Origin of the sequence: Paenibacillus chitinolyticus (assembly GCF_045038035.1) — a bacterium.
Classification (GTDB): Bacteria; Bacillota; Bacilli; order Paenibacillales; family NBRC-103111; genus Paenibacillus_F; species Paenibacillus_F chitinolyticus_A.
The window spans coordinates 5920910-5947706 of record NZ_CP173427.1 but is presented as its reverse complement, the minus strand read 5'-3'; the positions used below and the strand labels follow the sequence as shown (position 1 = coordinate 5947706).

The window sequence follows — 26797 nt, the reverse complement described above, 5'->3', positions numbered from 1 at the left end:
TCCAAGAAAGGAATGTGGCTAATGGCTGCAACAACTGAACAAACACCGCAAACTGCCCCATCCTTTCAGCCCAAAAGGGCCGTGCCTGTGATTCTGCTCTTTTTCGTTTTTGCCTTGATCGTCGACAACTCATTCAAGTTGGTTTCGGTAGCAATAGCCGATGATCTGGGAATCTCGGCAGCTGCGGTTAGCTGGCAAGCCTCATTAGCTGGACTTGTGATTGGAATCGGCGCTGTCATCTATGCTTCTTTGGCCGACACGATCAGTATCCGAAAGCTGCTGAGTGCAGGGATTATCTTAATCTGCATCGGTTCTATTCTCGGTTTTATTTTTCAACACTCTTATCTGCTCGTTATTATAGCCCGTATGATCCAGACGGCAGGCCTGGCCGCGGCTGAAACTTTATATGTTATTTATGTAACGAAACACCTGCCCAAAGAGGAGCAGAAAAAGTTCCTGGGACTCAGCACAAGCAGCTATTCGCTTTCTCTTGTTATCGGTTCCATTACGGGGGGTTACGTGTCTACCTATTTAAATTGGTCCACGTTATTCTTAATCCCGCTGCTGTCCTTAATCCTGCTTCCCTTCATTCTTAAATATTTGCCGAAGGAACAATCCCGGAAGAGTCATGTTGATTTTATCGGTCTGCTTCTAATATCCGCCGTTGCTACATCAGTCATGATGTATTTAACGGATTTCAACTGGATCTTTATTGTGAGCTTCGCAGCCGCAGCAGCCCTATTTCTTGGCTATATCAGCAAGAGCAAGAAGTCGTTCATCGGGATTTCCTTTTTCCAGAATAAACGGTTTGCGGCCGTTCTTGCCATCGCCTTTGTGATTTATTCCGTTCAACTGGGCTACATCTTTATTTTCCCATTCCTGCTTCAGAAAATGTACAATCTTCAGCTCGACACGATCTCCCTCCTGCTGATACCAGGTTATGTAACGGCGATACTGGTCGGATCGCTGTCGGGAAAAATAGCAAAAGTATTGACCAATAAGCAAGCGGTTTCCATTGCTATGGCCATTATCGTATGCAGCCTGGCTTTGCCCGGCCTTATTGGAGGCTCGGTTACTGTATATGTTCTCTCCATGCTGCTGTTCTCGGGGGCATTCGCATTCATGTACGCACCTATGCTCGATTCATGCATACGCTCCATTCCTGTAGAAAGGTCGGGAACAGCCATTGGATTCTACAACTTGGTGTTGAATGTAGCCGTTTCCATAGGCATCACCTATACCGCGTCTCTAATGGATGTAGTATCTTTTGGAACGGTGTTATGGATCCTTGCTGCAATTACCTTGTTCGCTCTATTGATGTACGGGCTGCTTGTAGGCCGGCTCACCGAGTCCAAATAGATAAAGATCCCTTAGCTTAAAACGCCCAAAACACCTTCTCTTTGATACAGTTGGAATTCATTGGTTTCATCCGATCGCGATGGGGCAGAATGCGCAATCAAAAACCGGGATTCACCTGATAGGGTGTCCCGGTTTTTTTGGCTCCTATGCTGGTTAATCATCCCAGGCAGATGGAGATATTTTTATTGTGGAAAATTAAATTTCACAAAACTATTATGGGCAAAAAAAGGATTATACTTGCGCAGCTCCCAGAGAATATTCTCCGGCTCCATCCTCTTAGTAAAGTCGGGATTCACGTATGCGGAACGGATAACGGAGTATTCGTCAATCATGAACGTTCCCGTCACCGGAAGCAGCCAATGATCCATCCCATTGTACTCGTGAAGATCAATATTATGACTTAAGTATAAGCTTTTCAGATAGTCGGGCACTTCATACAACAGGTTATATTTGGCAGCAACGATTCCCTTAGGATCGCTGAGAACCTTAAAGGATAGTTCTGCTTTCTCTTGATCAGACAGTGTATAATCCGGCAATTGCGGACTGACTGCGATAAGCTGAGCGCCTAACGCCTGAATATAGGGGAGAATCTCCTGGTAAGCTTTTAATTGCCGATTGCAGTAAGGGCACCAGCCCCCTCTGTAAAAGGTAAGGACAACGGGTCCCTTCGCCAATTCATCGGCAAAATTGATTTGGTTTCCAAGCGAATCCGGCAGCCCAAAGTCCTTGGCCTTCGTCCCGACCGGCAGTCCTGTCGCGTTGCCTTCCTCTTGAAGTTGCCGGATGACACGTTGGTGTAGAGCCTGCACTTCAAACGGGTTTGCTACAGTAATCTTCTCTAACGCCGAAGTTAAGGTCGTTATTGGCATAGTCACACCTCCAATGGATTATTTGCCGCCGGTCTGAACGACTTTGTCCGCCAGCACTTTGATGGTTTTATTTAATTCCGAGACTTCCTCGATGGACATTCCGCTGGCTGATAGGAGCGCGGATGGAATACAATCGGCTTCTCCCTTAAGGGCCAGCCCTTTCTCCGTGAGCAGGACCAAGACGACTCTCTCATCTTCCGTTGATCGTACTCTCCGAATGAGTTCGTTCGCTTCCATCCGCTTCAGCAGCGGCGTCAAGGTGCCTGAATCGAGGTCTAACTGTTCTCCTAGTTCTTTGACCGTTCGTTGGTCGCCTTCCCAGAGGGATAGCAACACAAGATACTGAGGATAGGTAATTCCCATCTGCTCTAATAGCGGTCGATACAACCGAGAAATGGCTCGGGAGCAAGTATATAAGGAAAAGCAAAGATGTTCGTTAAGTTCCAGCATATGAGGTCAACCTCTCTTTAATATTGTGAACAACACAATGTTTATAGGCTGTCAACAACTTCGATCTCCGAGTCTATTCAACATTCATCTTGGCCTTCGCCGCGCTGTCTACAACGGCAAGCTTTAACACAAAAACCCCTGTTGAAATGTGAAGTGCACCCCTTAGAATGGACATTGGAAAAACCCTTGGGTAATTCCGATGAAATTCTAGGGGGTGCATTTTTATGCCAGCGAGAAAAGGACAAAAGTTCAAGCGCTATACGGAGGAACTAAAGAAGGAAGCCATACGCCTTCATGTTGAAGAAGGGTGGACGTATCGAAGAATGACAACTCACTTGAACATCCATGACCAAGATCGGGTGAAAAAGTGGATGGCTCGCTACAAAAAACAAGGCGAGTATGGCCTCTTGGACCAAAGAGGAGCAGCGAAGGAATCATACGTCGATGAAAATCGGCAATTGGCTCGCTTGAAACGAGAGAATGACTTGCTAAAAAAGTGCTTGGAAATTTGGATGCGGGAGGTGTGAAGCGAAAATACGAGGTGGTCGAGCAGGCGGCGGGAACCGGAACCGTCACGGAACTCTGCCGCCTGCTCGGTGTATCCAGAAGTGGATTTTATGCCTACAAGAAACGAAAAGAGCAGGATCGGGACAAGCCGCTCAAGGATCTCATTCAGGCGATATACTTCAAGTATGATGGCAAATATGGCTATCGGCAGGTGCAGCTGTTTCTCCTTGAAGACCATGGGATCTGGATCAACCACAAGAAAGTGCTGAGGCTGATGCAGGCGCTGGGTCTAAGATCCCGCGTGCGTCGGAAACATCGGGGCAGCTACGCGTCGTCCATCGGAGAGAGAGTCGCGGAGAATGTTCTGAAGCGAGATTTTACAACGACGGCTCCCAACCGGAAATGGGTAACTGACGTCACGCAGTACCGCGTCGGAACGACGTGGCTGTACCTCTCAGCCATCAAAGATCTGTTCAACAATGAGATTGTAGCCAGTCATATGAGTACGCGTAATGACAATGAGCTCGTTCTTCAAACGTTTGCAAAGGCGTTTAAAAAGCGCAAAGACGTGACCGGATTGATCGTTCACAGCGATCAAGGGTTCCAGTACACGTCTCACGCGTATCACGACATGCTGCCAAAGGTTGGCGCCCGAATCAGCATGTCTAGGCGGGGCAATTGTTTAGACAACGCCTCCATGGAGAGCTTCTTCTCGCATCTCAAAACGGAAGGGCTCTACCTGTATAATATCCGAAGTCTCGACGAGGCACAAAATGGTATGGAAAATCGAGCGGAAAACTTGGAAACAATCGAAAAACTGAATCAGCGAATTGCCAAGCAGGAACAGCAAATTGCTGAGCTTACTGCTATGGTCAAATGGTATGAGGAGCAAAACCGTCTTGCGAAACAAAAACGCTTTGGTGCATCCAGCGAGAAGACGAGTACTGACCAATTGGAACTAAATCTGTTTAACGAAGCCGAGATGCTCGCAACGCCTGAAGGACAAGAGCCACCGATGGAGCAAGTGACCTACGAGCGTCGGAAAACGAACGGTAAGCGTGAGGCGGATTTTGAACGTTTGCCGGTTGAAACGGTGATTTATGAACTCACTGAGACGGATCAGGTCTGTTCGTGCTGTGGCGGTGCGCTCCATGAGATGAGCACCGAGACACGCAGCGAAATCGCGATTGTGCCGCCTCAAGTCAAAGTTATCCGCCACGTGAGGCAGGTTTATTCCTGCCGATCATGCGAGCGCAATGAAATTCAGACACCTATCGTCACCATCGATTCTGGCGCATGTCATGTGCCAGAAATATGTGGAAAGCTTACCGCTTTATCGGCAAGAACAGCACTTTGCTCGCCTAGGCTTCACATTATCCCGACAAACGATGGCGAATTGGATGATCTACGGAGCGGAGAAGTGGCTGACGCCAGTGGTTAGCGCCATGAAAGAATACTTGTTGAAGAAAGATATCTTACACGCTGATGAGACCACGTTACAGGTATTGCGCGAGCCAGGGAAATTGCTATATCGCAGCGAATGCAGAGAAGACCCGGCTGTTGTGTTTGATTACCAGAGAACACGAGGCGGTGAGCATCCGCGAAATTTTTTAACTGGGTTCAAGGGCTATCTGCATGTCGATGGTTACCCGGGATATCACAAAGTGGTCGGTGTGACACTTGTCGCCTGCTGGGCACATGCACGGCGTAAATATGACGAGGCTTTAAAGGCGGCGCCGCCAGAGGCAAGGGATAATCTGGAAACGGTAGCGAAGCAAGGCTTGAAGTACTGTAATGAACTCTTTGCCATTGAGCGGGATCTGAAGGAAGCAACGCCGGAGGAACGCCATGCCGCACGGCAGGCACAAAGCCTTCCTGTGATCGAAGCGTACCATACATGGCTGATGCAACAGCGATCCCGAACCTTACCTAAGAGTTTGACAGGACAAGCGATCGCCTATAGCTTAAATCAATGGGAGAAGCTGACGGCATACCTACTCGAGATCGACAACAACAGAAGCGAGCGATCGATTAAGCCTTTTGTAATCGGTCGAAAAAATTGGCTTTTTAGCAACACGCCGCGAGGTGCAAAGGCCAGCGATAACATTTACAGCGTTGTCGAAACGGCCAAGGAAAATGGACTCAAGCCGTTCGACTACTTGAAGTTTCTCTTTGAACAGCTGCCTCAGCTAACGGGTCAACTCGATCCGCATGCGCTTGAGCCATTCATGCCGTGGTCAGCATCACTGCCAGCATGTTGCCGGCTAAAGTCTTAAACAGCAGATTTATCTTCTCTCCCATCCCTAGGTGGGGCTGTTTGACTTTCAACTTAGAGAAGAAATCAATTTTCGCTTTCGGATCTACGCTTATCTTCTTTAATTTCGACGCCAATCATACTTATCTTTTTTCACATTCAACTCATGACCATTGATGATAACCGTATGATCATTTACCCAAGAAAGTTCAGAACGCGATTCATGGTAAGCCCAATAAATATTTTTACTAGATGCTGACTTATTATTGATCAGTTCTCCTCTGATTGAAAAATCGGTAGTCGCGCCCCCGTTTACTAGGTATAGATTTATCGTGTAGCTCTTGTCAGGAGAATCTAGTATTTTTACTAATTCCCCCTTAGGTAAATTTCCCATTGAGAAAAAGAAATAGTAAATCACGTAGCCTATCAAGAGGCCAATTAAACAAGTCGTAGCAAGACTAATCTTCAAAAATCTCTTCATTGAAGCACCTCTTTCGAAATAAATTGTTTGACTTTTCCATTCTATCTAAATATACTCTAGAAGAATATACCAAAGGAGGAAATATATGTTTAATAGAAAAAAAATTCTATCCTCACTAGTTGCACTCACCCTTTTTGGTTCATTAAGCAGTACCGCATTTGCTTCTGTCATCCCTATAACGTCAGAGTTTTCGTTAAAAATGAGACAAAATGCCGCGTATATGGCATATTATGCTTTAAATGATGCGCAACAAAATACATGGCCAATTGGAACAGGCAAAGAGTTCGCTAGCAAAGTACCTTCCGGAGGACCTTGGGATTACAAAAAGGTATACAAAAATGCTGATGGATATGGATTCGGTGGTAACTGGATGCGTGGCGAAGACCTTGGTAATATGCACTACGGATACGTTGGACGAGCGGCTGGATTTTCAAACACTCTATTAAGCTCCGCAGCAGGTGCCTATCAAATTTATTCGGGAACTGCATCCATAGGCTGGTGGAATTCATATTTTGATGATCCAATGGACCAAGAGTTTATCAACCTAGGAGTTAATTATTGGAATAATAGTAATCTACCAACTCAATGGCCACCAAGTTTCAGTGCTCAAAGTTCTCCTAACATTACTGATAAAAATGATCCATTATTTGACCTCTTAACACCCCAGCAAAAAGAAGAAATTGAACAAAAAGTAGCTACAAGATCAGCCCAAATTAAAGCAGAAGAAAACCAAGCAAAACAAGAAAAAGAAAACCAAGCAAAACAAGAAAATATCCAATAATCAGTTAGGTATCCAGATGAACCCATATGTGGGTTCATATTATAGACGGTTTGTGGTTTCAATTTGTTCCGTTTTTCGGAAAAATTCATGTAACTTATCTAAATTAGGAAAGAGTCGTTCCTTCGGGAGCGACTCTTTTTCCATCCGCTAGCACGGACGTTTGGTAACTGTTTGGTTCTTCTTCTTTTTGGAGAAGTTTTTATCAACACCAGGTACATTAGGTTTGTAAGCGTCAAACAGTCCTCAACTTAAATGACAAGGTGGGGACTGTTTGACGCTTACTTTAAATCCATTTTATTTATCTGTCCTGCAATGCCTCCGTGACCTTACTTTCAATTCCAATTAACAGCAGTTGTCTACCCGCTTCAAACATTTCCTCAGAGCCGACTCATTTCAATCAGTAATTGCGTGCTGCATCGAACCAGCGTTGGGCCATTTCCTCCGTTATCGGCTGACCAATCAGATGATCAGACTGGCTAAGCTGCCAAACCGCTTCACCAAGGTCTTCTCGTTCGGTGGTTTCGATGCCTTTGAGCGTATTAAAACGCACGGTAAAAGCGGTAATAACCGCCTCGGCATCGGCAAAGCTGCGGGCCTGTGCTAAATTTGCCTGTGCAACGTTGTAAGCTTCGTTAGCCGGCTTGGCCAGACGTTTAGGCCAGGACGAGAACGGGCGTCCGAACTCGGTCGACCACCACTCAGGCTTTCGCAATTGGCTCACTGAAGCATGGCCGGTCCACGGGCGGGTTTTAGCGCGTGTTTTCATTTGCTGCTTCAGACGCTTACCCGTGAACTCTTCCACATTGTATGCGATAAAACGGTCAAGCAGCGGCCACACGTTCAAGGACGGGAGGTCCTCCAGATCGGGCATGAAGCGCAGCTCCAGATTCGTTAACCGGGTTTGCCGGGCCAACAAGTCCACGTCGCAGAAGTTCCCCCACAAACTCAGTGAGTTTAGGTTCGGGAACCGGTCCAGACACTTCAGCGAGATGGGTTGTCCCAGCGGCGCGTTCTGCAGCGTCAGGCCCGTCACCTGGTGCAATTCACCTAGGTCGGGCATCAAGAAGGAGGTATCCTTCTTGCGTCTGCCGGTGCGCGGCGCTAATGTCAGAGAGGATGGCATATTGCCAGTGGCCGAGAAACGTGATAGATCGCCGGACACGTTCAAACGGAAAGGCCTCCTCGGAAGTTTTAAGTTCAGGTGCCCTCCGGACGGACCCAACTCGATAGTCAAGCCATGCAAAATGGACGGGCCGGCATCGACCACCGTATCTTCAGATAGAATCGGAGCCCACGTCATCTCTTCAATGGGTCGACTCTGCGCCCAGTCAAAGAAACCTGCATCGCTTCCTGTATAATGCAGAAATCGCGGCCAGGGCGACCCCGCCGGCGTGGAAAAGGCATCGAATACGGTCCAATCGATATGCGAATCGGGCGCGACGTGAAGGTCTGCCTTTTTCCCCAAATGGGAGGGTCCAATTGATAGGCTGCCCACACCTTTTTGTCTGACAAGAGTGTGACTGCCCGGACCTGTCAGGTCAATGGGATAACGGCCATCTTCTTTAATAGAACCGACGGGAGGACGAGCTTGGTCCTCATTTGGCATTTCTATCATCCTTTCTTCCCGAATCACAACCCGGTTAATTTTGACAAATAAAGCGAGAGAGTAGTAGATTTAATCTATACTGATTCTTTAATTTGGGTGAGCCTATGAGAAAAAAATTACAAATTTACATATCGTCTACTTTCAACGATCTTATTGAGGAGAGACATACCGCTGTTGAAGCCGTACTTCAAGCCGGTCATATCCCTGCTGGAATCGAGCAATTTTTCAAGGAAAGTCCAGTGAAAATTAGGAAGAGATGGATAGACGAGTCCGATGTATATATCCTGATTCTCGGAGGATTCTATGGTTTAACGCTTCCTGATGAATCCAAGAGCTATACGCATTGGGAGTACGAGTATGCCGGAGAAACGGGCAAACCTAGATTTGCTTTTGTTGTCACAGAGGAAGCATTAAGACAAAAGCCATACGACTTCGCGGCAATTGAATACTATCAGAAGTTTCAAGAGTTTAAGCAATCGGTCATGGAACAAATCCCGATCTATTATGTTGAAGACGTGCGGCACATTAAAATGGTCCTTCGTGATCAATTGCCGGTGTATGCAGCAAGAGACGATTTGTATGGCTGGGTTTCCGGCAAGGATGTCGCGGACGTTCAAAAGCTAATGGAAGAGAATGCACGATTAAAGGCGGAGTTGGAGAAAAAGAAATGAGTACCCGCGTCCTCGGTCGTTAGCGGCTAATCTGACCGAGCGACCATTCGTCTTCCGAGGGCTTCCACAGCAGCTGCTCAAGGCTGACGCCGTCCAACTCCCGAATATAGCCGCTGACCGTTTCCTTGAACTTCCGCAGCGATTCCGGCACCCGCACCGCTGCGCTCCAACTGAGCGTCCATTAAAGCAGCACTTCTATCGAGAGGGACTGCGTGTATTATTGAATAAAATATTTTTTTCTCCGCATCCGATTAAGCAGTGTTAAAAATTTGACTCTCGTGCTTTTTCTTCGTCAAGCTGAAGAAAAGAATGGGACGTCAGCTTGTTCATGAAATCCCGGATGAACTCCAGCTGTTCCCCTGTATACTCGGCCATCAAGTGGGCTGCAGCGGCCTGGATGCGTTCATCCAGCCGCTCGTGCAGTTTATAGATCGTCTCTCCCTGCGGTGTAAGCACAAAATACAGTATGCCTCTGCTAGTTTTGATTTTAATCTATGGAATATATACTCGCAACGATAACCTTACAGCTTAAGTTTATGTTTAATAAATCCAATCTAGTGGAACATCAAAAGCCTGCCATTGGGCAGGCTTTGTTTAGAGTCATATCCGATGGAGCCGGTGATGGCCAGCTCCCTGATGAAGGATAGCTATCTTCATTATGAAAAGGTAGGAGCAGGGAATTCATCAATTCTCATACGAAGTAAACTATATGGTTTTTCCCGCAGGTCTCTTCCATAATGAAATCTCGCCTGCCGATGTAATTGATTTACAATGACATATAAGTATTGATCGGGGCCAATCGAAAAAGTATCCGGCCATAAAATTCTCGGGTCATGTGCGATGGTTTCCATTGCGCCATTCGGCAATATCTTCCGGATACTGTTGTTTTCATAGTCTCCCGCATAAACGGTTCCTTTTGCGCCGGTGATCATTCCATCAGACGCCCCTTTTTCCCCCCAATACTGCACATAGTGGGATAAATCCTTGTCCTGTATCCTTCTGTCTCTTAGGACTTCTGTTGAGATCGAGAACAGCTGGCGGCTGGTTAGCGCAGCATAAAATAAAACCTTTCCATCAGGAGAAATCGCCAAACTATCGGAAGCCAATCTAAATGGGAAAGTCGAGCCGTCCGGGTTTCGATTCATCAAAATTTGACCTTCCACTTTCGGTAACATATAGGGATCAGGTGAAGTTGACATGGCCCCATTTAACCGCCTAAACGCGTTCCCACTTTCTAAATCTACGACGATAATAGCCCCTGGCCCATTGGAAGAAGAATCCGTTATATAGGCATAGCCTGCTCTTCCAACCCGGAAATCCAAACGGACATCATTCAGATAAGTGGTTGGCAAGACAACATCTTCCGTAAAGGTATATACTCTCCTTATTGTATTCGTGCTTAAATCAACTGCAACTAATTTTGCTCCCCCTTGAATAGGTTCAGAAAAATTTGGTGCTCCCGTATCCAGTACCCAAAGTGTTCCTCTTCCATCCGCAACGATACTTTGGACACTGACGAAAGACATCGTAATATTTCCCGTATTAACCAAATTGGTTTCTAAACTGGGATAAGGCTGCAATTCACCCGCAACAATTTCCGCCACAGTAAATTGAACGTCGTCTCCCCATTTCGGAAAGCAAACAAAAATACGGCCGGTTTCGGAAACGCTGACACCTGTAGGCATAGCTCCATAAAAAGCATGCACCAGTTCAAACTGCCCAAAATATTTTTCTTTAGGTAACATAGGTTGCATGATATCCTCCTCATCAAATCCGAACGGATATCATCTATATATGATCAATATTTCTTGTAATGCCTGGTTCTTGATAATTTTTCTATTGTGATGGATGCCTAATTTACATCGCGTTTAGATCGCCCTCGCCGTCATTTATAAGCGTTCATTTATTTTGATCAACAATTCCTTTAAGGTTTGCTTCTCCTCTTCGGAAAGGACTTGAACGATTTCGTCCTCCACCTTTTGGAAGGAGTCATTAAAGTCTTCAATCAATTCAACGGCCTTTGGTAAAACATAAATATTTTTTTGCCGCTCATTATTGGCTGGAATTTTTCGCTCGATGAATCCTCTTTGCTCAAGACCTTGAAGCATAGTTGTAATGCTAGCCCCGCGCAGGTGAAACCGATCGGCAAGATCCCTCTGAATTAATTCAGTTTCTTGATTCTCGTAGATATAGCCAATTATTTTTCCTTGTTGAGCGTTTAACCCCAACTCTTTTATGCTCTCGTCCGCCTTTTTCTTTAGCTTAAGGCCAATAATCTGAAACAAATCCAGATAAGGCGTATCCTTACGAGGTTTCATGATCGTCCCTCCCCAAATTGTTAGAAAGCTAACTGTAAGTAAATAAACTATACAGAGATCTAACTTGCATGTCAAATAAATATTAGTTTATTGACAGTTAGTTTTCTAACAGTTATACTCCAAAGTGAATCACGAACAACTCCAAGGAGGAATAACAAAATGAAAAATGCAGCCCAAAGCTCTTCTGTAGAACAAGTTACGGCGATTACAAATGCACGTATTTTTGATGGGGAAAAAGTTATCGACTCAAGAAATGTTGTCATCAAAGGGGAAACCATTATCGCGGTAGGCGGAGATCTTCCGGCAAACGCTACCATCATTGATGCGAAAAACGCAACATTACTGCCTGGCTTGATTGATGCGCATGTTCACACTTCCATTGGCGGACTAAGGGATGCCTTAAAATTCGGCGTTACGACAGAACTCGAAATGAACGGTGATTTTACGGAAAGAGGGCGGGCCATCCAGTTGAAAAATGTGAATGACGCCGCCGATGTACGTTCTGCCGGTACAGCGATCACTGCTCCAGGCGGTCATCCGGATGAACTGCTTCCGGATGGGGATGAAATCCCTGATTTCATATTAAAGGAATTGGAGAAGTTATCGAAGGAGGACCGGGAAGCTATGCTAGCCGCTTACGCTCACGATCACGAAGAAGTGCCCCAAGTAACGACTGTGGAGGAAGCGATCAAACATGTGCGTACCCAAGTGGAGAATGGAGCCGATTATATTAAAATCATGATCGAAGAAGGGACGGTCATGGCTGCTCCTGGCCTGCCTGTTTTGAGCGATGAGATTCTAAAAGCAGCCGTTGAAGAAGCCCATAAGCGCGATAAAATCGTCATAGCTCACGTCTTGACCGCTGATTCCTCGCAGAGCGCCATTGATATCGGAGTGGACGGATTGGGCCACTTGTTTATCGACAGGCCCGGATACACGGCCGGATTGGTGAAATCCATAGCCGATTCAGGCGCGTTCGTGACACCATGTTTGGTATTGAACTCGTCCATTCTTGGGAACCCGGCATCGGAATTGGCGAATGATCCGCGTGTATATTCCAAATTAAGTCCGGAATGGATCGATATTTTGAACTCTAGCTTCAATACTTTCCCGCAAGGCCAGATGGAGAATAGCTTTAGAAACGTGATGGATCTTCACCGGGCCGGAGTGGATATTCTGGTCGGTACGGATGTCTCCCCCGTTCCCGTTCCGAATCTCGGAGGCCTCGCGCATGGTGCCAGCGTTCATCATGAAATGCAATTGCTGGTTATGGCCGGGTTTACTCCGATAGAAGCACTTCAGTCCGCTACCTCAAAACCGGCCCGCCGCTTTGGTCTTAACGATCGCGGCCAAATTGCAGTAGGGGCGCTCGCTGACCTTGTATTGGTAGATGGCGATCCGACAACCAATATCTCGGATACCTTGTCCATCCAAGGCGTATGGTCCAAAGGAGTGCAACAACTAGGTTAATCATTTTTACTCGTGCAATATAGCGGATATAACATTGGGACTCGATTTGCAGTTCAGTCTTTCGCTTTACTTATAGTATGGTTAAGCTTAACGAGCACGAAGTTCACTTGCGATCAAAAAGCAGGTAACCTGGTGTATTGCCTGCTACTACCGGGCCTTAATATTTGAAGAATCGGCTCCACAAAAAAACCAATCGGCACACTGTGAAGTGTGTCCGACTGTTTTTTGTCGAGCGCAATTTTGATGGAAGCGCAATATCCACGATGACCTCCGTTACATGACAAAGATGAACAATCCCTTTTCCATCCTCTCTCTCAAAGACATACTAAATATCATGTTTTTCCTCTCCATAGCAACTCATCTATAACATCCGCATCTCTCCGCCACCTGTTCTCTAAGCTAATTTATGTAGTTCCTTTAAAACCGTTTCCTAGCCATGTCTAAAGCATAAATTTGATTTTGGGTATAAATTAAAGTAATATAGAGATATCGCAAATTATCAATACCCTTTTGTTTGATTAGTTTATACGCATTCCAAGCAAAATAGATTTTATTAAGATTAGAAAGGGGCGGAACCGTTGAATCGGGAATCAACTATGATAAATGACGAACAGGCAGTTGAAATCTTCAAGGCTCTGTCAAATCAAATAAGAGTAAATATTCTGCAAATGTTGAAAGAACCTGATAATAATTTTTCCGCGCAGGCCCATGTCATCAAAGAAAACGGCTTTGATGGCGGGGTTTGTGTTAGTGATATTCACAGCAAAGTAGGACTTTCCCAGTCCACTACCTCCCAGTATTTGTCTATCCTATGGCAAAGCGGGCTGGTGGAAATGAAACGAATCGGACAATGGACTTATTATCGACGCAATGAGGAAACCATTAAACAGTTTGAAAAGTATATAGGCTTAAAAATATAACCTTTTAAGGAGGATCATGAGTGAGTTTTGAAAATCACCGTGCCTATAACAGCATGTACCAGAAAGACAAAATGACACTCGGATTTATCCTCCCGACTGCCAGGATGTCTAAAAATCCGATTATGGAGAATCAGCTGGAGCTTGCCCGTAAAATTGAGGAATATGGCTTTGCTTCATTATGGCTCCGTGATATTACGATGCAGAATTTGAATATTGATGATAACGGCCAAAAGTACGATTTATGGATTTATTTGACGTATCTTGCTGCCTATACGAAGCACATTGCATTAGTGACAGGAAGTGTAGTTCTCCCCTTGCGCCACCCCGTCAGGGTAGCCAAGGAAGCTGCATCAATCGATCAATTGTTTCCAGGTCGATTGATTATGGGAGTGGCATCAGGGGACAGGGAAAAAGACTTTACAGCTTTAGGGATATCTAAGCAAGAAAGCGGCCCGTTATTTAAAGAAAATTTCGAAATTCTCGACCGGCTGTTAAGAGAGGATCAGCCGACAATCCACAGCCACGCCGGGCTGATCGATGGTACAGATATGAGGTTATTCCCAAAGCCTGTATCTTCGATTCCGACCATGGTAACTGGATTCAGCAATCAGTCTATCCATTGGATAGCCAGGAATGGGGATGGATGGCTTCAATACCCACGAAGCATTATTCAACAAGCACAGCTTATCCAGGATTATCGTGCTTTAACTGAAGTTCATGCTCCAGGAGATTTCAAACCCTTCTCTCAAAGCTTGTTCATCGATTTATCGGAAAATCCCGATGAAACGCCTATTCCCATACCCTTAGGCTATTCTGTGGGAAGAAACCGTTTAGTTGATCTACTTCATGAATTTCAAGCGGTTGGTGTCAACCATTTGGCGTTTGTTCTGTATTTTTCCAAGCGCCCTGCAGAGGAAGTAATCCAGGAACTTGGAGAATTTGTTGTACCTTACTTCCCAACCCATAAAGGTACAGGCCAGCTTTAAAAAATTAAATTGTATAAAAGGAGGAAGAATTATGAGAAAGAAAATAGAACTTTCAGTACTAGATCCCTCCCCAATTGTCGAGGGAGGATCAGCCGAACTCTCCCTTCAAAACACGCTTGATCTAGCAAAGAAAACAGAGCAGTGGGGATATAAACGGTTTTGGCTTGCTGAACATCATAATTGGGTAGGAATGGCGAGTTCAGCATCCCCGATCGTAATTGGACGAGTAGCCTCTGTCACGGAAAAAATGCGTATTGGATCAGGCGCAATGCTGCTTTCCCATTATTCTCCTCTTTCCGTGGCTGAGCAATTTGGAACATTAGAAACCTTCTTCCCTGGACGGATAGACCTTGGATTGGGGCGGGCACCTGGCACCGACCAATATACAGCAAATGTATTGCGGCAGCGGGTTGCTGGCGAACCTGAATTTGATGCCCGGCTTGAGGAGCTTATCGCATATCTTTATGGTACAGGAACAGCCACTAAAAATGGTTCATTTAGCTTTCACGCCATTCCCGGCGAAAAAACAAATGTGCCAATTTGGCTCTTAGGTTCAGCATTTTATAGTGCACAATTGGCTGGAATACTTGGGTTACCATTTTCTTTCGCTGGACATTTTGCTCCAGGCAACATGATGGAGGCCATAAAACTGTACCGGGATTCTTTTCGTCCGTCACAATTTTTGGAGGAGCCTTATGTACTGTTAGCCGTTCAAGTGGTGGCTGCTGATGAGAAACAGGAGGCACAAAGGCTTGCCACTTCGATGTATCAAAAATTTCTTTTGTTAACCCGCGGACAACCTTCGCCCATCTTGCCTCCTGTTGATAATATGGACGAGCTTTGGAACGATAATGAACGCAGGGCGGTTGAAGAACAGCTTTTCACTTCCATCATCGGGGACCCTGCAGGTGTGAAGCAGCAGCTCCATGAGTTAATAGAAAAGACTGACGCTGATGAAATTATGGCTCATACAGAGATTTTTGATCATAAGGCACGGCTGCGCTCTTATGAAATTTTGGCTCAGGCTGCAGTAAATTAAACAGTGTCTAGTCTAATAAAGGATGTATTTTCTGCAGATATTAAATCAATTAAATTATAGGTTTGAACGAAATTTTTAAAGAAAGAAGATGAGCATATGCCTGAAAATGATACAAAACAAATTACGGATATTCCATTCTCGGTCCTGGATCTCTCTCCAATTGCAGATGGAAGTACGCCGGCTGACTCTTTCCGCAATACTTTGGAGCTGGCCCGGCTAGCTGAAAAGCTGGGGTATAACCGATATTGGCTCGCCGAGCATCATAATATGCCATTTATCGCCAGCTCTGCAACATCGGTAGTCATTTCCCATGTTGCAGCAGGAACATCAAAAATCCGGGTAGGTTCAGGCGGCATTATGCTGCCGAATCATGCACCTCTTGTTATTGCCGAGCAATTTGGCACTCTGGAATCATTATATCCAGGACGTATTGATCTTGGCTTGGGCCGTGCACCAGGCACTGATCAGCTTACCGCACGTGCCTTAAGACGTGACTTGAGAAGTTCAGGAGAAGATTTCCCGGAGCAGCTGGTTGAGCTCCGCAATTACTTTGACCCTTCGCTGGCACAAGGATCCAGTCATGTTAAAGCAATTCCGGGTGAGGGATTGAACATCCCTATTTGGCTGTTAGGTTCAAGCGGATACAGTGCCCAGCTCGCAGGAGAGCTTGGACTGCCCTTTGCTTTTGCGAGCCATTTCTCGCCGCATAACACACTGCCGGCTATCGAGCTGTACCGCCGTTCGTTTAAGCCTTCTAAAGTACTGGACAAGCCGCATGCAATGGTAGGACTAAACATCATTGCGGCCGACACAGATCAAGAAGCTCAGCGGCTCGCTACAACATTGCAGCAGCAGTTCTTGAATTTGATGCGCGGGAAGGAAGTCCCCTTGCAGCCGCCAGTGGATAATATTAATGATATAGCGAGAGACTATGAAATAGCTGCCCTTGAGAATCAATTAGGAACTTCGATTGTCGGCAGTCCTCAAATCGTAAAAGAAAAGCTGGAAAAGTTTCTGGATGAAAGTCAAGCCGATGAAATCATGGCAATCGCCCAGGTTTACGATCATAAGGCCCGCCTCCATTCCTATGAAATATTGGCAGAAATTACTCAGCTAAAGTAGGCCAAAACTGGCCGATCCTTATGGCAAGCTTTTAATGTATCTCTATATAAGCCTTTAACAAAACTTGATGTAAACAAAAGGAGAAAAAAGATGAATCCAAAATATGAAGCTGCTTTTAAACCATTTACCTTTCGTTCCGGAGTTGAAATAAAGAACCCTATTACAATGGCACCTATGACCAATACGGCGGCACATGAAAATGGTGAAGTATCAGACGAAGAAGTTGCGTATTATCAAGAACGTGCCGGTGGTGTAGGAGCGGTAATTACCGCATGCACATACGTCACCAGGAATGGAAAAGGATTCCCGGGTGAATTTGGTGCAGATTCCGATTCCCTAATCCCTAGTTTAAGACGTGTGGCGACAGCTATACAGGAAAAAGGTTCAAAGGCGATTTTACAAATTTTTCACGGTGGCAGAATGTGCCCGCCTGAAGAATTGCTCGATCGTCAACCAATTGCTCCGAGTGCGGTAGCAGCGGACCGGGACGATGCCATGGTACCTCGGGAAATGACAGCAGACGAAATCGATGAAATTATTAAAGCATTTGGTGAAGCAACCAGAAGAGCAATCGAAGCTGGGTATGATGGAGTTGAAATCCATGGTGCCAACACGTATTTAATTCAGCAATTCTTTTCTCCACACTCAAATCGCAGAACTGACAAGTGGGGTGGAACGCTGGAAAAACGTATGTCCTTCCCGCTTGCTGTAGTTGACGCTGTTAAAAAAGCAGTTTCAGACCATGCAACAAAACCTTTTATCATCGGCTATCGGTTATCGCCTGAAGAAAGAGAGAATCCTGGCATCACCATGGAAGATACGCTGCAATTAGTGGACAAGTTAGCGGACCAGGACCTGGATTATCTCCATATTTCTGTCGGCGGCTTTTGGAACGGATCAATCCGTGATGATAACGATCAGACCTCCCGAGTTGTTATGATCCATGAGCGTGTCGGCGATCGTGTTCCTGTGATGGGTGTTGGGATGCTGCGGACACCGGGTGAAGTGATGAAAGCATTTGAAACAGGTGTACCTTTAATCGCTTTAGGGAGAGAATTGATAATGGAACCTCAGTGGGTACAAAAAGTACAAGCTGGTGAAGAAGACAAAATCCGTACAACATTATCTAAAAAAGATCAAAAAGAACTGGCTATTTCTGATAAAATGTGGGAGTACTATACTAGCTTCCCTGGCTGGCTTCCTATTGTATAAGGAGTTCACTTATCTCATTCCATCTCGATATACTCGTAAATGATACAGGAATAGCCAGTGGATTTAATGATTTTGAAACATTGGATATAGAGGCCTGGCAGCATATATGGTTGATGTGAATGTATTTGGGACTGTCTGCGTAACCAGAGCAGTTATCCCTTTTATGAAAAAGCCGGATTTGGATGCATCATTAATTTGAAGTGCACCCCTTAGAATGAACATTGGAAAAACCCTTGGGTTACCCGATCAAATTCTAGGGGGTGCATTTTTTATGCCAGCGAGAAAAGGACAAAAGTTCAAACACTATACGGAGGAACTAAAAAAAGAGGCGATACGCCTGCATGTTGAAGAAAGTTGGACGTATCAACCAACACATTCTCCTGAGTTCTCCACAACCCAATTTTCGCCGTCACTTATGATAAGGTTCTTCGCGCTGTCTATATCGGCAAGTTTAAGGCCATTCTTATGGTATGACCTTTCTTTCCAGCCCCCAATGCGAAAAGTTATAACCCCGGCTCCAACCGTCCATATTGTTATTATCGAGCCGTACGACAGCACCCATAAATTGGAGCAAGGAGTCCGCCCATTGCAAGCATACGTGGAAGTTATTTTTCGAACGATCGCCGCTTTTGTCCTCCTCATGATCACGTCGAGAATTCTCGGCAAGCAGACGATATCCACTATGACCTTCCATGACTTCGTGAGCGGCATCACGCTGGGTGCCATTGCGGCGAATTTGGCGTTTAACGATAAGCTCAACCATTGGCTCATCGTCGTGTCGCTGCTGATCTTCTTCGGCATCTCTTTTCTCGTGTCCAAGATCGCGCTCAAAAACCGGGCGTGGAACCGGTTGGTATCCGGCACTCCAACCGTCGTCATCGAGAACGGCAAAATTCTCGAGGACAACATGCGTAAAATCCGTTACACCTTGGACTCCCTGGCCCAATCTTTGCGTGAAAAAGATATTTTCAATATGGCGGAGGTCGAGTACGCTTGCTTGGAGGATCACGGGAAGCTGTCCGTCAAGAAAAAAAGCGAGTATGAGTGGGTGACGCGCAAAGATCTGAAGCTACACGCCGCGGCCGTCCAGTCGTTCCCTGTCGAGCTGATTATGGACGGCATAATCATGGAAGACAATCTCGTTCACAACGGGCTGACCGTCCAGTGGCTGGAGCAAGTACTGCGGCAGCGGAACAAGTCCGTATCGGACGTGTTCTATGCCGTAAGAGGTACGCAAAATCAGTTGTATTTTGACTACTATGGGGACCACATTGACAAACCTATCGATTAGCCTGCTCTCCCCTCGCTTGCCGAGTGCTCCTATACTACAAACCCTTGCGCTTCCTCAGATGCTTTCTGGTCCTTTAGACAGCCGTATCGCAAGCCGCTTAATCTTATGGTCGCGAATCTGAAAATAAAAGTTCAAATAGAGAGGATCCGGGAGACCGGTTTTGTCGTAATCGCCGTCCACCTTAAATACAACCACGATTTCCGCCTCATGCTGTTTAGCCTGTATGGGTTCAAGAAATACGTTTGCACGAAAATGATGCTCGGCGCTCCATCTTCTTATAGCGGCTTTGCCAGCCCACTCTTTGCCTTCATCGAGAACCAGAGCATCCTCCGAGAAACAGTCGACATAAGCATCCGGGTCCGGTTTATTGGAAGCCGCTATTATGTCTTGGATCACTTGCGGGAGCAGCTTAAGCTCCATAAGATCAACTCCTTATCACTTCGTTACACGGTGCGGATGGTTCCGCCGTCAATGACGTACTCGCAGCCCGTAATAGAAGAGGCTCTGCTTGACGCCAGGAAGGCTGCAAGCTCGGCAACCTCCTCCGGTTTGGCCGGCCGGCCGAGAGGAATGCCGCCAAGCTCGTCCATTAACTGCTGACGGGCAGCTAGATAATCGGTTCCTGCTTGTTCAGCCATTCTCTCGATTAACCGTTCCGCCGCTTGCGTCTCGGTGAATCCCGGCGCCAATGCGTTGATTCTTATTCCCTTAGGGCCGAATTGGGTCGCCAGGTTTTTGCTGTAGTTGACGAGCGCAGCCTTGGCAGCTGAATAAGGCATGGTCATATTGCCCGGCAGCTTGCGTTGAATAGAAGAGATATGGACAATCACTCCGCCTTGCTGTTCAACCATGTAAGGCAGAAATCCACGGTCGAGGCGGACGGAAGAGAACAGGTTTGCGTTAAACGTCGTCTGCCAATCCTCATCTTTTAAAGCTAATGCCCCTGCCGTGTTTGTTGTGGAACCTCCCACATTGTTAATCAAAATATCCAGACCGCCGAATTTCTGAATCGTTTCCTGAACAATGTGCTCCCCGCCTGCCGGAGTGCTGACGTCGGCCTGAATGAACCCTACTCCTTCCGGCAATGCTTCGGGCAGCGATCTAGCCGTAGCCACAACCTCAGCTCCTGCTGCATGAAGACGTTGGACGATCGCCCGGCCGATTCCCCGGGTTCCGCCGGTCACCAGGGCTCGTTTACCTGCAAATTCTTTGCTCATATCCAGTAAGTACGCGCTGTTTTCCATCCTTTGGCTCAAATCCTCCTTCAACTGTTGGGTACAAAGCTAGTTTAGCCAATAGAACCTGACAACGCCGTGTCCAGTTATCTCAAATATTTTTTGGCCATTTTGGCGGTGCGGTTTTTCATTTCGAGCCTGACGGACGGCGGCTCCATAACTTCCAGCAAATCTCCAAAGGAGAGCAGATATTGAAAAAGCCATTCTCCGGAAGGCATGTCTGCAGTAACATGGAAAGACCCATCATGCTGTTGCAAAATGTCTTCTCTCTTAAACTCATCCACGATGCGATAGGCGCCCGCCGGTTCTATTTTTAAGACCAGCGAGATCTTCGATTCTTCCGCAGGAGAAGCCAAGGAAGTCTCCGCCCACGCCTGCTGAAGCTCTAAGCCCTCAATCCCATCCCTGCCTGAAAGCCACACATTCGACATCCTGGCAATCTTAAAGGTTCTTAGCGCATTTTTTTCAAAACTGTAGGCCTCGACGTACCAGGCTCTATCCTTAAAAAGCAGTTTCACTGGCGCGGCTTCCCGGCTTTTTTGTTCTCCGGCAGGGCTCAAGTAGGTAAACGAAATCGCCTTATGCTCCAGAATGGCCTGCTTTAGCAATACATATAGCTCTTTTTGTTTTTGCCCACTTCCCCAAGAGGAGAAATCTACTTCAATCCAGTTGGTGCTGTTTTTTCTGAACAGGCTGCTCAGCTTCGAGAAAACCTTGTCGGAATCGGGAAGTTGGGCTGCGGACAAGCTTTGCAGGGCAAAAAGGATCTCATCCTGCTCCTTGTCGGAAAGCAATGATTTGTTCAAGACAAACCTGTCAGAAAGGGAAATGCCGCCTCCTTTTCCTTGGCTGGTATAGATCGGAATTCCGGCCTGACTTAAGGCCTCGACGTCTCTATAGATCGTTCTGACAGACACCTCGAACCGCCCTGCCAGTTCGGCAGCCGTAACGGTCCCCTTTTCCAACAAAATATAAATCAGCTGAAATAATCTGCTTATCTGCATTTGCTCACCTCTAGGCTCAGTATATCCGTTAAAACTTGACAAATATATGTCAGGTTAAGCCTCCTGGAGCGCCGGGTAACACGAAGAACAGCAAATCAATTTCGCCCTACTTGTGATACGGTTCAGCTTATTGGGCACATGTCTTGGATGCAGACTGTTAGGAGTTTCATCAAATGCCCAGAAACTCCAGCTTGTAAATAAAATCTACTTTTTCCAGTACATTTCGACTTTCCTGCATGAATTTCACAGGCGTAATTTTCCCCTTGTTGATGAAGACACCCGTTTTGCCCCTATTCACTCCGAATGCAGCTTCATAAAGTCGCGCAGCCCCCTTACTTGGAGGGGAGAAAAAAAGATTACGAATCGGAATCATGTATAGGGGCATGCCCGAACTTCCGCTCATAGGGGTTTTATTGGGTCCTGGGCAAACACTCCTTATTTCGATCCCTTCTGCAAAAGTTGTCTGTGATGCCGCTTGCGTCCAGAGAGAAAGAGCTAGCTTTGAAGTTGCATATCCACCCATTAATTTTTTGAATTTGGCCGGTTTCTCTAGCGTCTCTAGTTCAAACCGTTTCACCATTAGCAAAGCATTGGATGAAGTATTGACTATCGTTTTCATCACTCCTTTTAACAGCAGTTCTCTTAATTCCATAAATATGATATAAGGAACTACCGCATGTACCTCGAATTGCATCTCCCGCCCCTGTTTGGAGTAGTTTATCTTCTCCGGCATAATACCCGCGTTATTAAAAATCACATCGATTCGTTCTTCGCTCGATTTGATCTCATTCAGTGCTGCTTTCAAACTTTTAAAATCGCTCAAATCGGCTTTATAGACTCGAAGATGGTTATTCTTTAGAGACTCTCGAACAAGAGAATCGTTATTCCGGAAATCAGATCGGATCAAAGCTATTACTTGCATTCCCTCCGAGAGCAACCGTTTTGTTAACTCGAACCCGACTCCGGATTTTGCACCGGTAATAAGAGCTACCTTATTTTGTAGTTTAGTATCCAAAGAGCAACACTCCATGTTTTTATTCAGCGTAAAATGTCTTTCCGAAACCTTCACCCTTTTGCAGTTTATTATTAATGAACTCCAAAATGATTTGCATTCCCTTAATTTGAACTTCGATTTTCTCCTTGTGACTTTGCAGAAGACTATATAAATTAGGGTCTAATTGAATGTCTCCCTCTTGTGATAAAAATAAAAATGGTTTCATCTCGTTTAGTGACATTCCCGTCTTCTTCATACACGTAATTAGAGACATGATGTCTTTATCCGTTGAACTATAGAACCGATGCCCATTATCTTTTCGTTTTGCCGGGGGCAGGAGTTGAATTTTCTCATAGTAGCGAATAGTATCTTCACTTAAGCCGCTTAGCTTCGATATTTCTTTGATTGTGAAATTGTCACTCACCTTATTAACAGCTCCCTACGTAGGATTACCTGTATTCTATAACTTGGAGTTAACTCCAAGTCAAGAATGATTTTTCAACAACAAACAAACGGCATTTTTGCCGTTTGTGTTTGAGTTATTCGACATAATTAATCCTAAAAATTCTTCAAGAGAATTGTGCCACCTCGCATAGTTGCCAACCTTCCAATGCCCGTCCAGCAGGGGCTATGATCAAGCCTACATAACATGCACAGAAGGCCACCGAAGAAATCGGCAGCCTGATCTGGGTGTGCTGGAGCAATGGGAGGAGTCGGCAATCATTAATGAAGCGCGGATCGACTCTCGACGGAGGAGCCAGCGCTTAACGCCCATCGTGACGAGCCTGTTATACGTGCCTATCATTATGGGTACAAAGGAGCGGAGACGCCGCCATTTCCAGCCTACCAGGCAACGTATAAGATTACGGGCGACGATTTGGAAAATATACACCCACTAACATTCCCTCTCAATCCCCAGCACCCAATTTTTCGCCGTCACTTATGATAAGGTTCAGTTTAACGATACTATCGGCGAAAAATGCGAAAGGAATTGCTGCTGCGCAGTGATCTGCTTGTTCCGTTCAACTATCGTACCTGTTAGTTGCTCACGCCATGTTGAAATGCATGTCGACTTGGGGGGATTACAGCGGACAACCTTATAGTGGTAAAATATAGATAAGAAATTTTGGGGGTGAAGGTGTGTATGGCTGAGTACAAAGATAATAGGAAGTTGAACTTTCTATTACGGCACCTAGAATATCATAACACCTACAAAAAAACGTTTAAGAATGAGGAAGAAAAAGGGGAGAAGCTCCTCCATTTTATAGTTGATCGTCCTGGCCGCGTCGCGGGGAATCCCCCTCCGCCACTCAGGGTACGAGTATCTTCCTCGGGAGGGCGATGCCAATGAAGGATGCTGCGGAGGGTCAGCAGAAGCACGGGCAGCAAGAACATATCGAGACGCTGCCGCTGTTCTCCACCACGGATAAGAACGGACGGATGACTATGCTCCGGCCGGGACGTCGCGTCGGACGCGCGGCTCCGCTGATGCCGTGGCTGCTCACAGCCGCTGCACTGTGGTCGCTGACAGGCTCAGTGCCGTTCGGCGCACTGTTCGGCATGGCACCGACACCGGCGATCAATATGCTCCTCGGTCATCCGGTCACAGTGGGCGTCTCCGTTTTACTGCTGTTCGTCGCGATCGGTACCACCGGCGGAGTGTACTCGCGATCAATTGAGCAGTTCGGACAGACCAGGGTGGCCGGCCTGTTCGCGACGCTATCGGTAGCAGGAGGACTCGCAGCAGTCGCGGGAGTCCTCCTGCTCTGGACGCTGACAAGCGACCTGTCGCGCCCCTTTGACCTCGAGGCCATAGCGACATCGCCGACGATCCCGCCAGAGCTCGGCGCCGTCGTCGGAGCGTGCTTCGCCCTCTGGGCCGCTCTCGCGCTCCTGCGGTTGCCCGGCTCTATCGCCCACGCCCGGCGGCGTCAGGCGGACATCGAGCGACTCCGCGTGGAGGGTTCGTCATGGACCGGGACGTTGACCGCCGTGAATTTTACTAACAGTTGGCTCTTTAATTTCCCGATGTTCACGGTTGAGGTAAACTATATCGTTGACGGTGCTCCTCGTGTCGTCTCAGCACACATGCGCACCAGCGCCGACCGCGTTCCCGTCGTCGGGTCGCGAATGATCGTGCTGACCGACGATCGCGGAACCACCCACGTAGAGCTGAACCTGGCGAGTGGAGCGGCATTCGAACCAGATGTGGGGAAGTTCGCCCCGTCGGACGGATGATTTTACGGCCCTGATGCAACATGGTTATAAGGAGTTCAGTCAACACAGAGCTAAAGCTTCGCTTTACCATTTTTAGCGCAGGACAAATTCGGCGCTCGCTCGGTATTCCGATGCGCAGCAAGTAGAAAGAGAGACAATGGAAGATCATCCGTGACGAAAAGGAGAACGCCTGTGATGGACGTTCTCCTTTGTGCTGGCCTGATGGAGCGTGTGTGGGGCCGTAAACGTATCGAGGCCATCCAGTATGCTTTCATTATTGATTTTCGTCCTTGTAAGGTTAAGCTTTCAATTGACTTCTTGAATAGTAATTACATTTTCTGCATTTCGACTTGCTTTTTGGAATTGCAGATCAGAAACTATACTTTTAGAATCACACAATTAATTAATCCCCTTACGCGAATAATTAGTTTAATTGTTTAAGTTTTTATATCTTTATTGCACAGACTTAAAACGACTGCATTTTGCCTACTTTCACTAAGAGCACCTCGGTCTAATCCAAGAAGTACTTCTACCTCATCTTTATTCATTAACAAAATCCTGATTTAAAGTTTCTATTTAATTTTGTGTAGGCTTCTGATCAATTAATCGCAAAAGCATTCAACTTCATATATTTTTATATACTGCTACAGACCTGTTGATATTACCAGTAAAATGGATTGTAAGTATTCAGCAAATGATTCAGATACGTAATCCCGATGGGGTTATTTAAGTTACATAATTTGGTTAATCAACAGGCCTGATCTACAATAGCTCTATTGGTAAAGGAGTGGTAATTTCGCCGTCACTTGTGATAAGGTTCACCGCGTTGTCTGTAGCGGCAAATTCTGAATAAAGGCCATCCTTTATGGATGGCCTTCCCTTGATTTACTTTGTTCTCTTTCATTTTCGTTAGTGCAATACATTCACTCGAGTAAAAACTATTTTTTCTTCACCGGAATCCAAATCTCCCCAGTAACATACCCTGTCGTTCCATAATACATTTCGAAGCTAGGGCCTTCAACCTGTTCGTATTCCGATGTCGGAAACCATTCGGAATAAATACGTTCCCATAACTTTATTAAATCACATTGCGGTTCTGGGAAAACCGCCCACGTTAATGCTGGAACAGAAAGTTTTGTAAATCTCTCTGGAATTTCAGGCCCTTTTGGCAAAAAATAACTCACCATGTATTTAAAAGATGTTCCAGTATGATCATATAAGGCAGCGTGCAAGATGGTGTTACTAAAGCGTCCCAGTAATCCATTTATCCCTTCAACACTGCCATCCACATCACATTGTTGACGGAATTGAGCAACTTCAGCATATACTTTTTGGGGATCGGAATTGACCAGACCATAAGCTCCAAACATCTCAAAAGGACCTTTTGATTCGATGCGGTAATTCATTTCGACATCTCCTTTTATTGAAATATGAAAGGACATTCGAGGATAGGCTTTTAGAGAGGCACCTTTATCTCGCGCAGATATTGGCATTATCCCATGAAGATTCTTAAACGCCCGTGCAAACGCTTCTGGCGAATCATATCCATATTTCATAGCCACATCAATAACCTTTGCGTCCGTTGTCTGCAGTTCAAATGCTGCCAATGTCAACCGTCGACGTCGAATGTACTCAGATAACGTTACTCCAGTAATAAACGGAAACATTCGTTGAAAATGATATGTGGAGCAATAGGCTCTCTGCGCTATTTCATCATATGAGATATTGTCCGCTAGATTTGTTTCGATATATTCCAAGGCGCTATTCATCCTGTCCAACCAATCCATCGTTTTCCCTCCTTTCTAGATAAATTTTATGGCAGATACAAAATAATTACCTTGCATTTTCTGCACGAAAAAGTCAGTATGTCGAGGATCTCCTGAGGATCGATCCCAACAAATCCGAGTATTTGTAACATTTAGCTATGTTACCCGATTGCCGGACAGGCTTCTGCACTTGCCACTACCAAAAAATTTCGCTGTCACTTATGATTCGGTTCAGCTTAACGGGT

26 protein-coding genes and 2 pseudogenes are annotated in these 26797 nt (G+C 46.1%); 14 read left to right on the top strand and 14 right to left on the bottom strand.

All coding sequences use genetic code 11. The features are described from left to right. Positions 1-21: 21 nt before the first annotated feature. On the top strand, positions 22-1359 hold the full coding sequence (locus ACI48J_RS26905; protein WP_405081047.1) for an MFS transporter: 1338 nt from the start codon (positions 22-24) through the stop codon (positions 1357-1359). Positions 1360-1541: 182 nt separating this feature from the next. Here ACI48J_RS26905 and ACI48J_RS26900 read toward each other — a convergent pair whose 3' ends face one another. Then, complete coding sequence (locus tag ACI48J_RS26900; protein WP_405081045.1) at positions 1542-2228, bottom strand: peroxiredoxin-like family protein; 687 nt, start codon at positions 2226-2228, stop codon at positions 1542-1544. A gap of 18 nt (positions 2229-2246) precedes the next feature. Beyond that, positions 2247-2678 carry a MarR family winged helix-turn-helix transcriptional regulator gene (locus tag ACI48J_RS26895; protein ID WP_405081043.1) on the bottom strand — a complete coding sequence of 144 codons (432 nt, stop codon included), beginning with the start codon at positions 2676-2678 and terminating at the stop codon, positions 2247-2249. 224 nt (positions 2679-2902) lie between these two features. Here ACI48J_RS26895 and ACI48J_RS26890 point away from each other — a divergent pair, with 224 nt between their 5' ends. The 3 genes and pseudogenes from ACI48J_RS26890 to tnpC all read left to right on the top strand — a co-directional run bounded on the left by ACI48J_RS26890 (position 2903) and on the right by tnpC (position 5461). Continuing rightward, positions 2903-3205 (top strand): helix-turn-helix domain-containing protein, encoded by a 303-nt coding sequence (locus tag ACI48J_RS26890; protein ID WP_326054379.1) that lies wholly within the window; start codon positions 2903-2905, stop codon positions 3203-3205. Continuing rightward, positions 3175-3906, top strand: a pseudogene (locus ACI48J_RS26885) (IS3 family transposase); the annotation flags it as partial. The gene ACI48J_RS26890 and the pseudogene ACI48J_RS26885, both read left to right, overlap by 31 nt. A 57-nt stretch (positions 3907-3963) precedes the next feature. Continuing rightward, positions 3964-5461 (top strand): annotated as a pseudogene (gene tnpC, locus ACI48J_RS26880) (IS66 family transposase). Positions 5462-5560: 99 nt separating this feature from the next. Here the strand turns inward: tnpC and ACI48J_RS26875 are convergent. Continuing rightward, complete coding sequence (locus tag ACI48J_RS26875) at positions 5561-5920, bottom strand: DUF5412 domain-containing protein (RefSeq protein ID WP_405081041.1); 360 nt, start codon at positions 5918-5920, stop codon at positions 5561-5563. Positions 5921-6005: 85 nt separating this feature from the next. Between ACI48J_RS26875 and ACI48J_RS26870 the strand changes: the two genes are divergently transcribed. Further along, positions 6006-6701, top strand: a complete 696-nt coding sequence (locus ACI48J_RS26870; protein WP_405081039.1) for a polymorphic toxin type 44 domain-containing protein — start codon at positions 6006-6008, stop codon at positions 6699-6701. A 397-nt stretch (positions 6702-7098) separates the two neighbouring features. Here the strand turns inward: ACI48J_RS26870 and ACI48J_RS26865 are convergent, their stop codons facing one another. After that, positions 7099-8307 carry a hypothetical protein gene (locus ACI48J_RS26865; protein WP_405081038.1) on the bottom strand — a complete coding sequence of 403 codons (1209 nt, stop codon included), beginning with the start codon at positions 8305-8307 and terminating at the stop codon, positions 7099-7101. A gap of 104 nt (positions 8308-8411) precedes the next feature. Here ACI48J_RS26865 and ACI48J_RS26860 point away from each other — a divergent pair, with 104 nt between their 5' ends. After that, positions 8412-8978 carry a DUF4062 domain-containing protein gene (locus ACI48J_RS26860; protein WP_405081037.1) on the top strand — a complete coding sequence of 189 codons (567 nt, stop codon included), beginning with the start codon at positions 8412-8414 and terminating at the stop codon, positions 8976-8978. A 19-nt stretch (positions 8979-8997) separates the two neighbouring features. On the opposite strand, the gene ACI48J_RS26855 is transcribed toward ACI48J_RS26860, so the two are convergent. The 4 genes from ACI48J_RS26855 to ACI48J_RS26840 all read right to left on the bottom strand — a co-directional run bounded on the left by ACI48J_RS26855 (position 8998) and on the right by ACI48J_RS26840 (position 11296). Then, complete coding sequence (locus ACI48J_RS26855) at positions 8998-9135, bottom strand: hypothetical protein (protein ID WP_405081035.1); 138 nt, start codon at positions 9133-9135, stop codon at positions 8998-9000. Between the two features lie 104 nt (positions 9136-9239). Then, a complete protein-coding gene (locus ACI48J_RS26850) occupies positions 9240-9434 on the bottom strand; it encodes a hypothetical protein (RefSeq protein WP_405081034.1) in 195 nt (64 codons plus the stop codon). Positions 9435-9634: 200 nt separating this feature from the next. Beyond that, positions 9635-10732, bottom strand: coding sequence for an L-dopachrome tautomerase-related protein (locus tag ACI48J_RS26845; protein ID WP_405081033.1), 1098 nt, complete (start codon positions 10730-10732; stop codon positions 9635-9637). 135 nt (positions 10733-10867) lie between these two features. Continuing rightward, positions 10868-11296: a MarR family transcriptional regulator gene (locus ACI48J_RS26840; RefSeq protein ID WP_326051236.1), complete on the bottom strand. Its 429-nt coding sequence runs from the start codon at positions 11294-11296 to the stop codon at positions 10868-10870. A gap of 159 nt (positions 11297-11455) precedes the next feature. Here ACI48J_RS26840 and ACI48J_RS26835 point away from each other — a divergent pair, with 159 nt between their 5' ends. From ACI48J_RS26835 to ACI48J_RS26805, 7 genes are all read left to right on the top strand, one after another. Then, a complete protein-coding gene (locus ACI48J_RS26835) occupies positions 11456-12766 on the top strand; it encodes an amidohydrolase family protein (protein ID WP_405081031.1) in 1311 nt (436 codons plus the stop codon). 596 nt (positions 12767-13362) lie between these two features. Beyond that, the gene (locus ACI48J_RS26830) at positions 13363-13686 is read left to right on the top strand and encodes a metalloregulator ArsR/SmtB family transcription factor (RefSeq protein WP_326051407.1); all 324 of its coding nucleotides are present in this window, start codon (positions 13363-13365) and stop codon (positions 13684-13686) included. Between the two features lie 20 nt (positions 13687-13706). After that, complete coding sequence (locus ACI48J_RS26825) at positions 13707-14672, top strand: TIGR03571 family LLM class oxidoreductase (RefSeq protein ID WP_405081030.1); 966 nt, start codon at positions 13707-13709, stop codon at positions 14670-14672. A 31-nt stretch (positions 14673-14703) separates the two neighbouring features. Further along, positions 14704-15711, top strand: a complete 1008-nt coding sequence (locus ACI48J_RS26820) for an LLM class flavin-dependent oxidoreductase (RefSeq protein WP_405081029.1) — start codon at positions 14704-14706, stop codon at positions 15709-15711. A gap of 96 nt (positions 15712-15807) precedes the next feature. Further along, entirely contained in the window at positions 15808-16833 is a 1026-nt protein-coding gene (locus tag ACI48J_RS26815; protein WP_405081027.1) for an LLM class flavin-dependent oxidoreductase, read from the top strand. A gap of 90 nt (positions 16834-16923) precedes the next feature. After that, positions 16924-18045, top strand: coding sequence for an NADH-dependent flavin oxidoreductase (locus tag ACI48J_RS26810; protein ID WP_405081026.1), 1122 nt, complete (start codon positions 16924-16926; stop codon positions 18043-18045). Between the two features lie 586 nt (positions 18046-18631). After that, positions 18632-19336, top strand: coding sequence for a DUF421 domain-containing protein (locus ACI48J_RS26805; RefSeq protein ID WP_405081025.1), 705 nt, complete (start codon positions 18632-18634; stop codon positions 19334-19336). 54 nt (positions 19337-19390) lie between these two features. Here ACI48J_RS26805 and ACI48J_RS26800 read toward each other — a convergent pair whose 3' ends face one another. The 5 genes from ACI48J_RS26800 to ACI48J_RS26780 form a co-directional block, all read right to left on the bottom strand. After that, complete coding sequence (locus tag ACI48J_RS26800) at positions 19391-19756, bottom strand: nuclear transport factor 2 family protein (protein WP_405081023.1); 366 nt, start codon at positions 19754-19756, stop codon at positions 19391-19393. A gap of 23 nt (positions 19757-19779) precedes the next feature. After that, positions 19780-20580: an SDR family oxidoreductase gene (locus ACI48J_RS26795; RefSeq protein WP_405081021.1), complete on the bottom strand. Its 801-nt coding sequence runs from the start codon at positions 20578-20580 to the stop codon at positions 19780-19782. A 77-nt stretch (positions 20581-20657) separates the two neighbouring features. After that, the gene (locus tag ACI48J_RS26790) at positions 20658-21575 is read right to left on the bottom strand and encodes a helix-turn-helix transcriptional regulator (RefSeq protein ID WP_405081020.1); all 918 of its coding nucleotides are present in this window, start codon (positions 21573-21575) and stop codon (positions 20658-20660) included. Positions 21576-21744: 169 nt separating this feature from the next. Continuing rightward, positions 21745-22590: an SDR family NAD(P)-dependent oxidoreductase gene (locus ACI48J_RS26785; RefSeq protein WP_405081019.1), complete on the bottom strand. Its 846-nt coding sequence runs from the start codon at positions 22588-22590 to the stop codon at positions 21745-21747. A gap of 19 nt (positions 22591-22609) precedes the next feature. Continuing rightward, complete coding sequence (locus ACI48J_RS26780; protein ID WP_405081017.1) at positions 22610-22993, bottom strand: MerR family transcriptional regulator; 384 nt, start codon at positions 22991-22993, stop codon at positions 22610-22612. Positions 22994-23916: 923 nt separating this feature from the next. Between ACI48J_RS26780 and ACI48J_RS26775 the strand changes: the two genes are divergently transcribed. After that, positions 23917-24807, top strand: a complete 891-nt coding sequence (locus tag ACI48J_RS26775; RefSeq protein ID WP_405081015.1) for a hypothetical protein — start codon at positions 23917-23919, stop codon at positions 24805-24807. A 917-nt stretch (positions 24808-25724) separates the two neighbouring features. On the opposite strand, the gene ACI48J_RS26770 is transcribed toward ACI48J_RS26775, so the two are convergent. Next, the gene (locus ACI48J_RS26770; RefSeq protein ID WP_405081014.1) at positions 25725-26573 is read right to left on the bottom strand and encodes a helix-turn-helix domain-containing protein; all 849 of its coding nucleotides are present in this window, start codon (positions 26571-26573) and stop codon (positions 25725-25727) included. Between the last annotated feature and the right edge of the window lie 224 nt (positions 26574-26797).

What these genes read in the sequence shown, in the direction of transcription:
- ACI48J_RS26905 (WP_405081047.1), top strand. Translation starts at nt 22, where the DNA reads ATGGCTGCAACAACTGAACAAACACCGCAAACTGCCCCATCCTTTCAG.
- ACI48J_RS26900 (WP_405081045.1), bottom strand. Translation starts at nt 2,228, where the DNA reads ATGCCAATAACGACCTTAACTTCGGCGTTAGAGAAGATTACTGTAGCA.
- ACI48J_RS26895 (WP_405081043.1), bottom strand. Translation starts at nt 2,678, where the DNA reads ATGCTGGAACTTAACGAACATCTTTGCTTTTCCTTATATACTTGCTCC.
- ACI48J_RS26890 (WP_326054379.1), top strand. Translation starts at nt 2,903, where the DNA reads ATGCCAGCGAGAAAAGGACAAAAGTTCAAGCGCTATACGGAGGAACTA.
- ACI48J_RS26875 (WP_405081041.1), bottom strand. Translation starts at nt 5,920, where the DNA reads ATGAAGAGATTTTTGAAGATTAGTCTTGCTACGACTTGTTTAATTGGC.
- ACI48J_RS26870 (WP_405081039.1), top strand. Translation starts at nt 6,006, where the DNA reads ATGTTTAATAGAAAAAAAATTCTATCCTCACTAGTTGCACTCACCCTT.
- ACI48J_RS26865 (WP_405081038.1), bottom strand. Translation starts at nt 8,307, where the DNA reads ATGCCAAATGAGGACCAAGCTCGTCCTCCCGTCGGTTCTATTAAAGAA.
- ACI48J_RS26860 (WP_405081037.1), top strand. Translation starts at nt 8,412, where the DNA reads ATGAGAAAAAAATTACAAATTTACATATCGTCTACTTTCAACGATCTT.
- ACI48J_RS26845 (WP_405081033.1), bottom strand. Translation starts at nt 10,732, where the DNA reads ATGCAACCTATGTTACCTAAAGAAAAATATTTTGGGCAGTTTGAACTG.
- ACI48J_RS26840 (WP_326051236.1), bottom strand. Translation starts at nt 11,296, where the DNA reads ATGAAACCTCGTAAGGATACGCCTTATCTGGATTTGTTTCAGATTATT.
- ACI48J_RS26835 (WP_405081031.1), top strand. Translation starts at nt 11,456, where the DNA reads ATGAAAAATGCAGCCCAAAGCTCTTCTGTAGAACAAGTTACGGCGATT.
- ACI48J_RS26830 (WP_326051407.1), top strand. Translation starts at nt 13,363, where the DNA reads ATGATAAATGACGAACAGGCAGTTGAAATCTTCAAGGCTCTGTCAAAT.
- ACI48J_RS26820 (WP_405081029.1), top strand. Translation starts at nt 14,704, where the DNA reads ATGAGAAAGAAAATAGAACTTTCAGTACTAGATCCCTCCCCAATTGTC.
- ACI48J_RS26815 (WP_405081027.1), top strand. Translation starts at nt 15,808, where the DNA reads ATGCCTGAAAATGATACAAAACAAATTACGGATATTCCATTCTCGGTC.
- ACI48J_RS26810 (WP_405081026.1), top strand. Translation starts at nt 16,924, where the DNA reads ATGAATCCAAAATATGAAGCTGCTTTTAAACCATTTACCTTTCGTTCC.
- ACI48J_RS26800 (WP_405081023.1), bottom strand. Translation starts at nt 19,756, where the DNA reads ATGGAGCTTAAGCTGCTCCCGCAAGTGATCCAAGACATAATAGCGGCT.
- ACI48J_RS26795 (WP_405081021.1), bottom strand. Translation starts at nt 20,580, where the DNA reads ATGGAAAACAGCGCGTACTTACTGGATATGAGCAAAGAATTTGCAGGT.
- ACI48J_RS26790 (WP_405081020.1), bottom strand. Translation starts at nt 21,575, where the DNA reads ATGCAGATAAGCAGATTATTTCAGCTGATTTATATTTTGTTGGAAAAG.
- ACI48J_RS26775 (WP_405081015.1), top strand. Translation starts at nt 23,917, where the DNA reads ATGAAGGATGCTGCGGAGGGTCAGCAGAAGCACGGGCAGCAAGAACAT.
- ACI48J_RS26770 (WP_405081014.1), bottom strand. Translation starts at nt 26,573, where the DNA reads ATGGATTGGTTGGACAGGATGAATAGCGCCTTGGAATATATCGAAACA.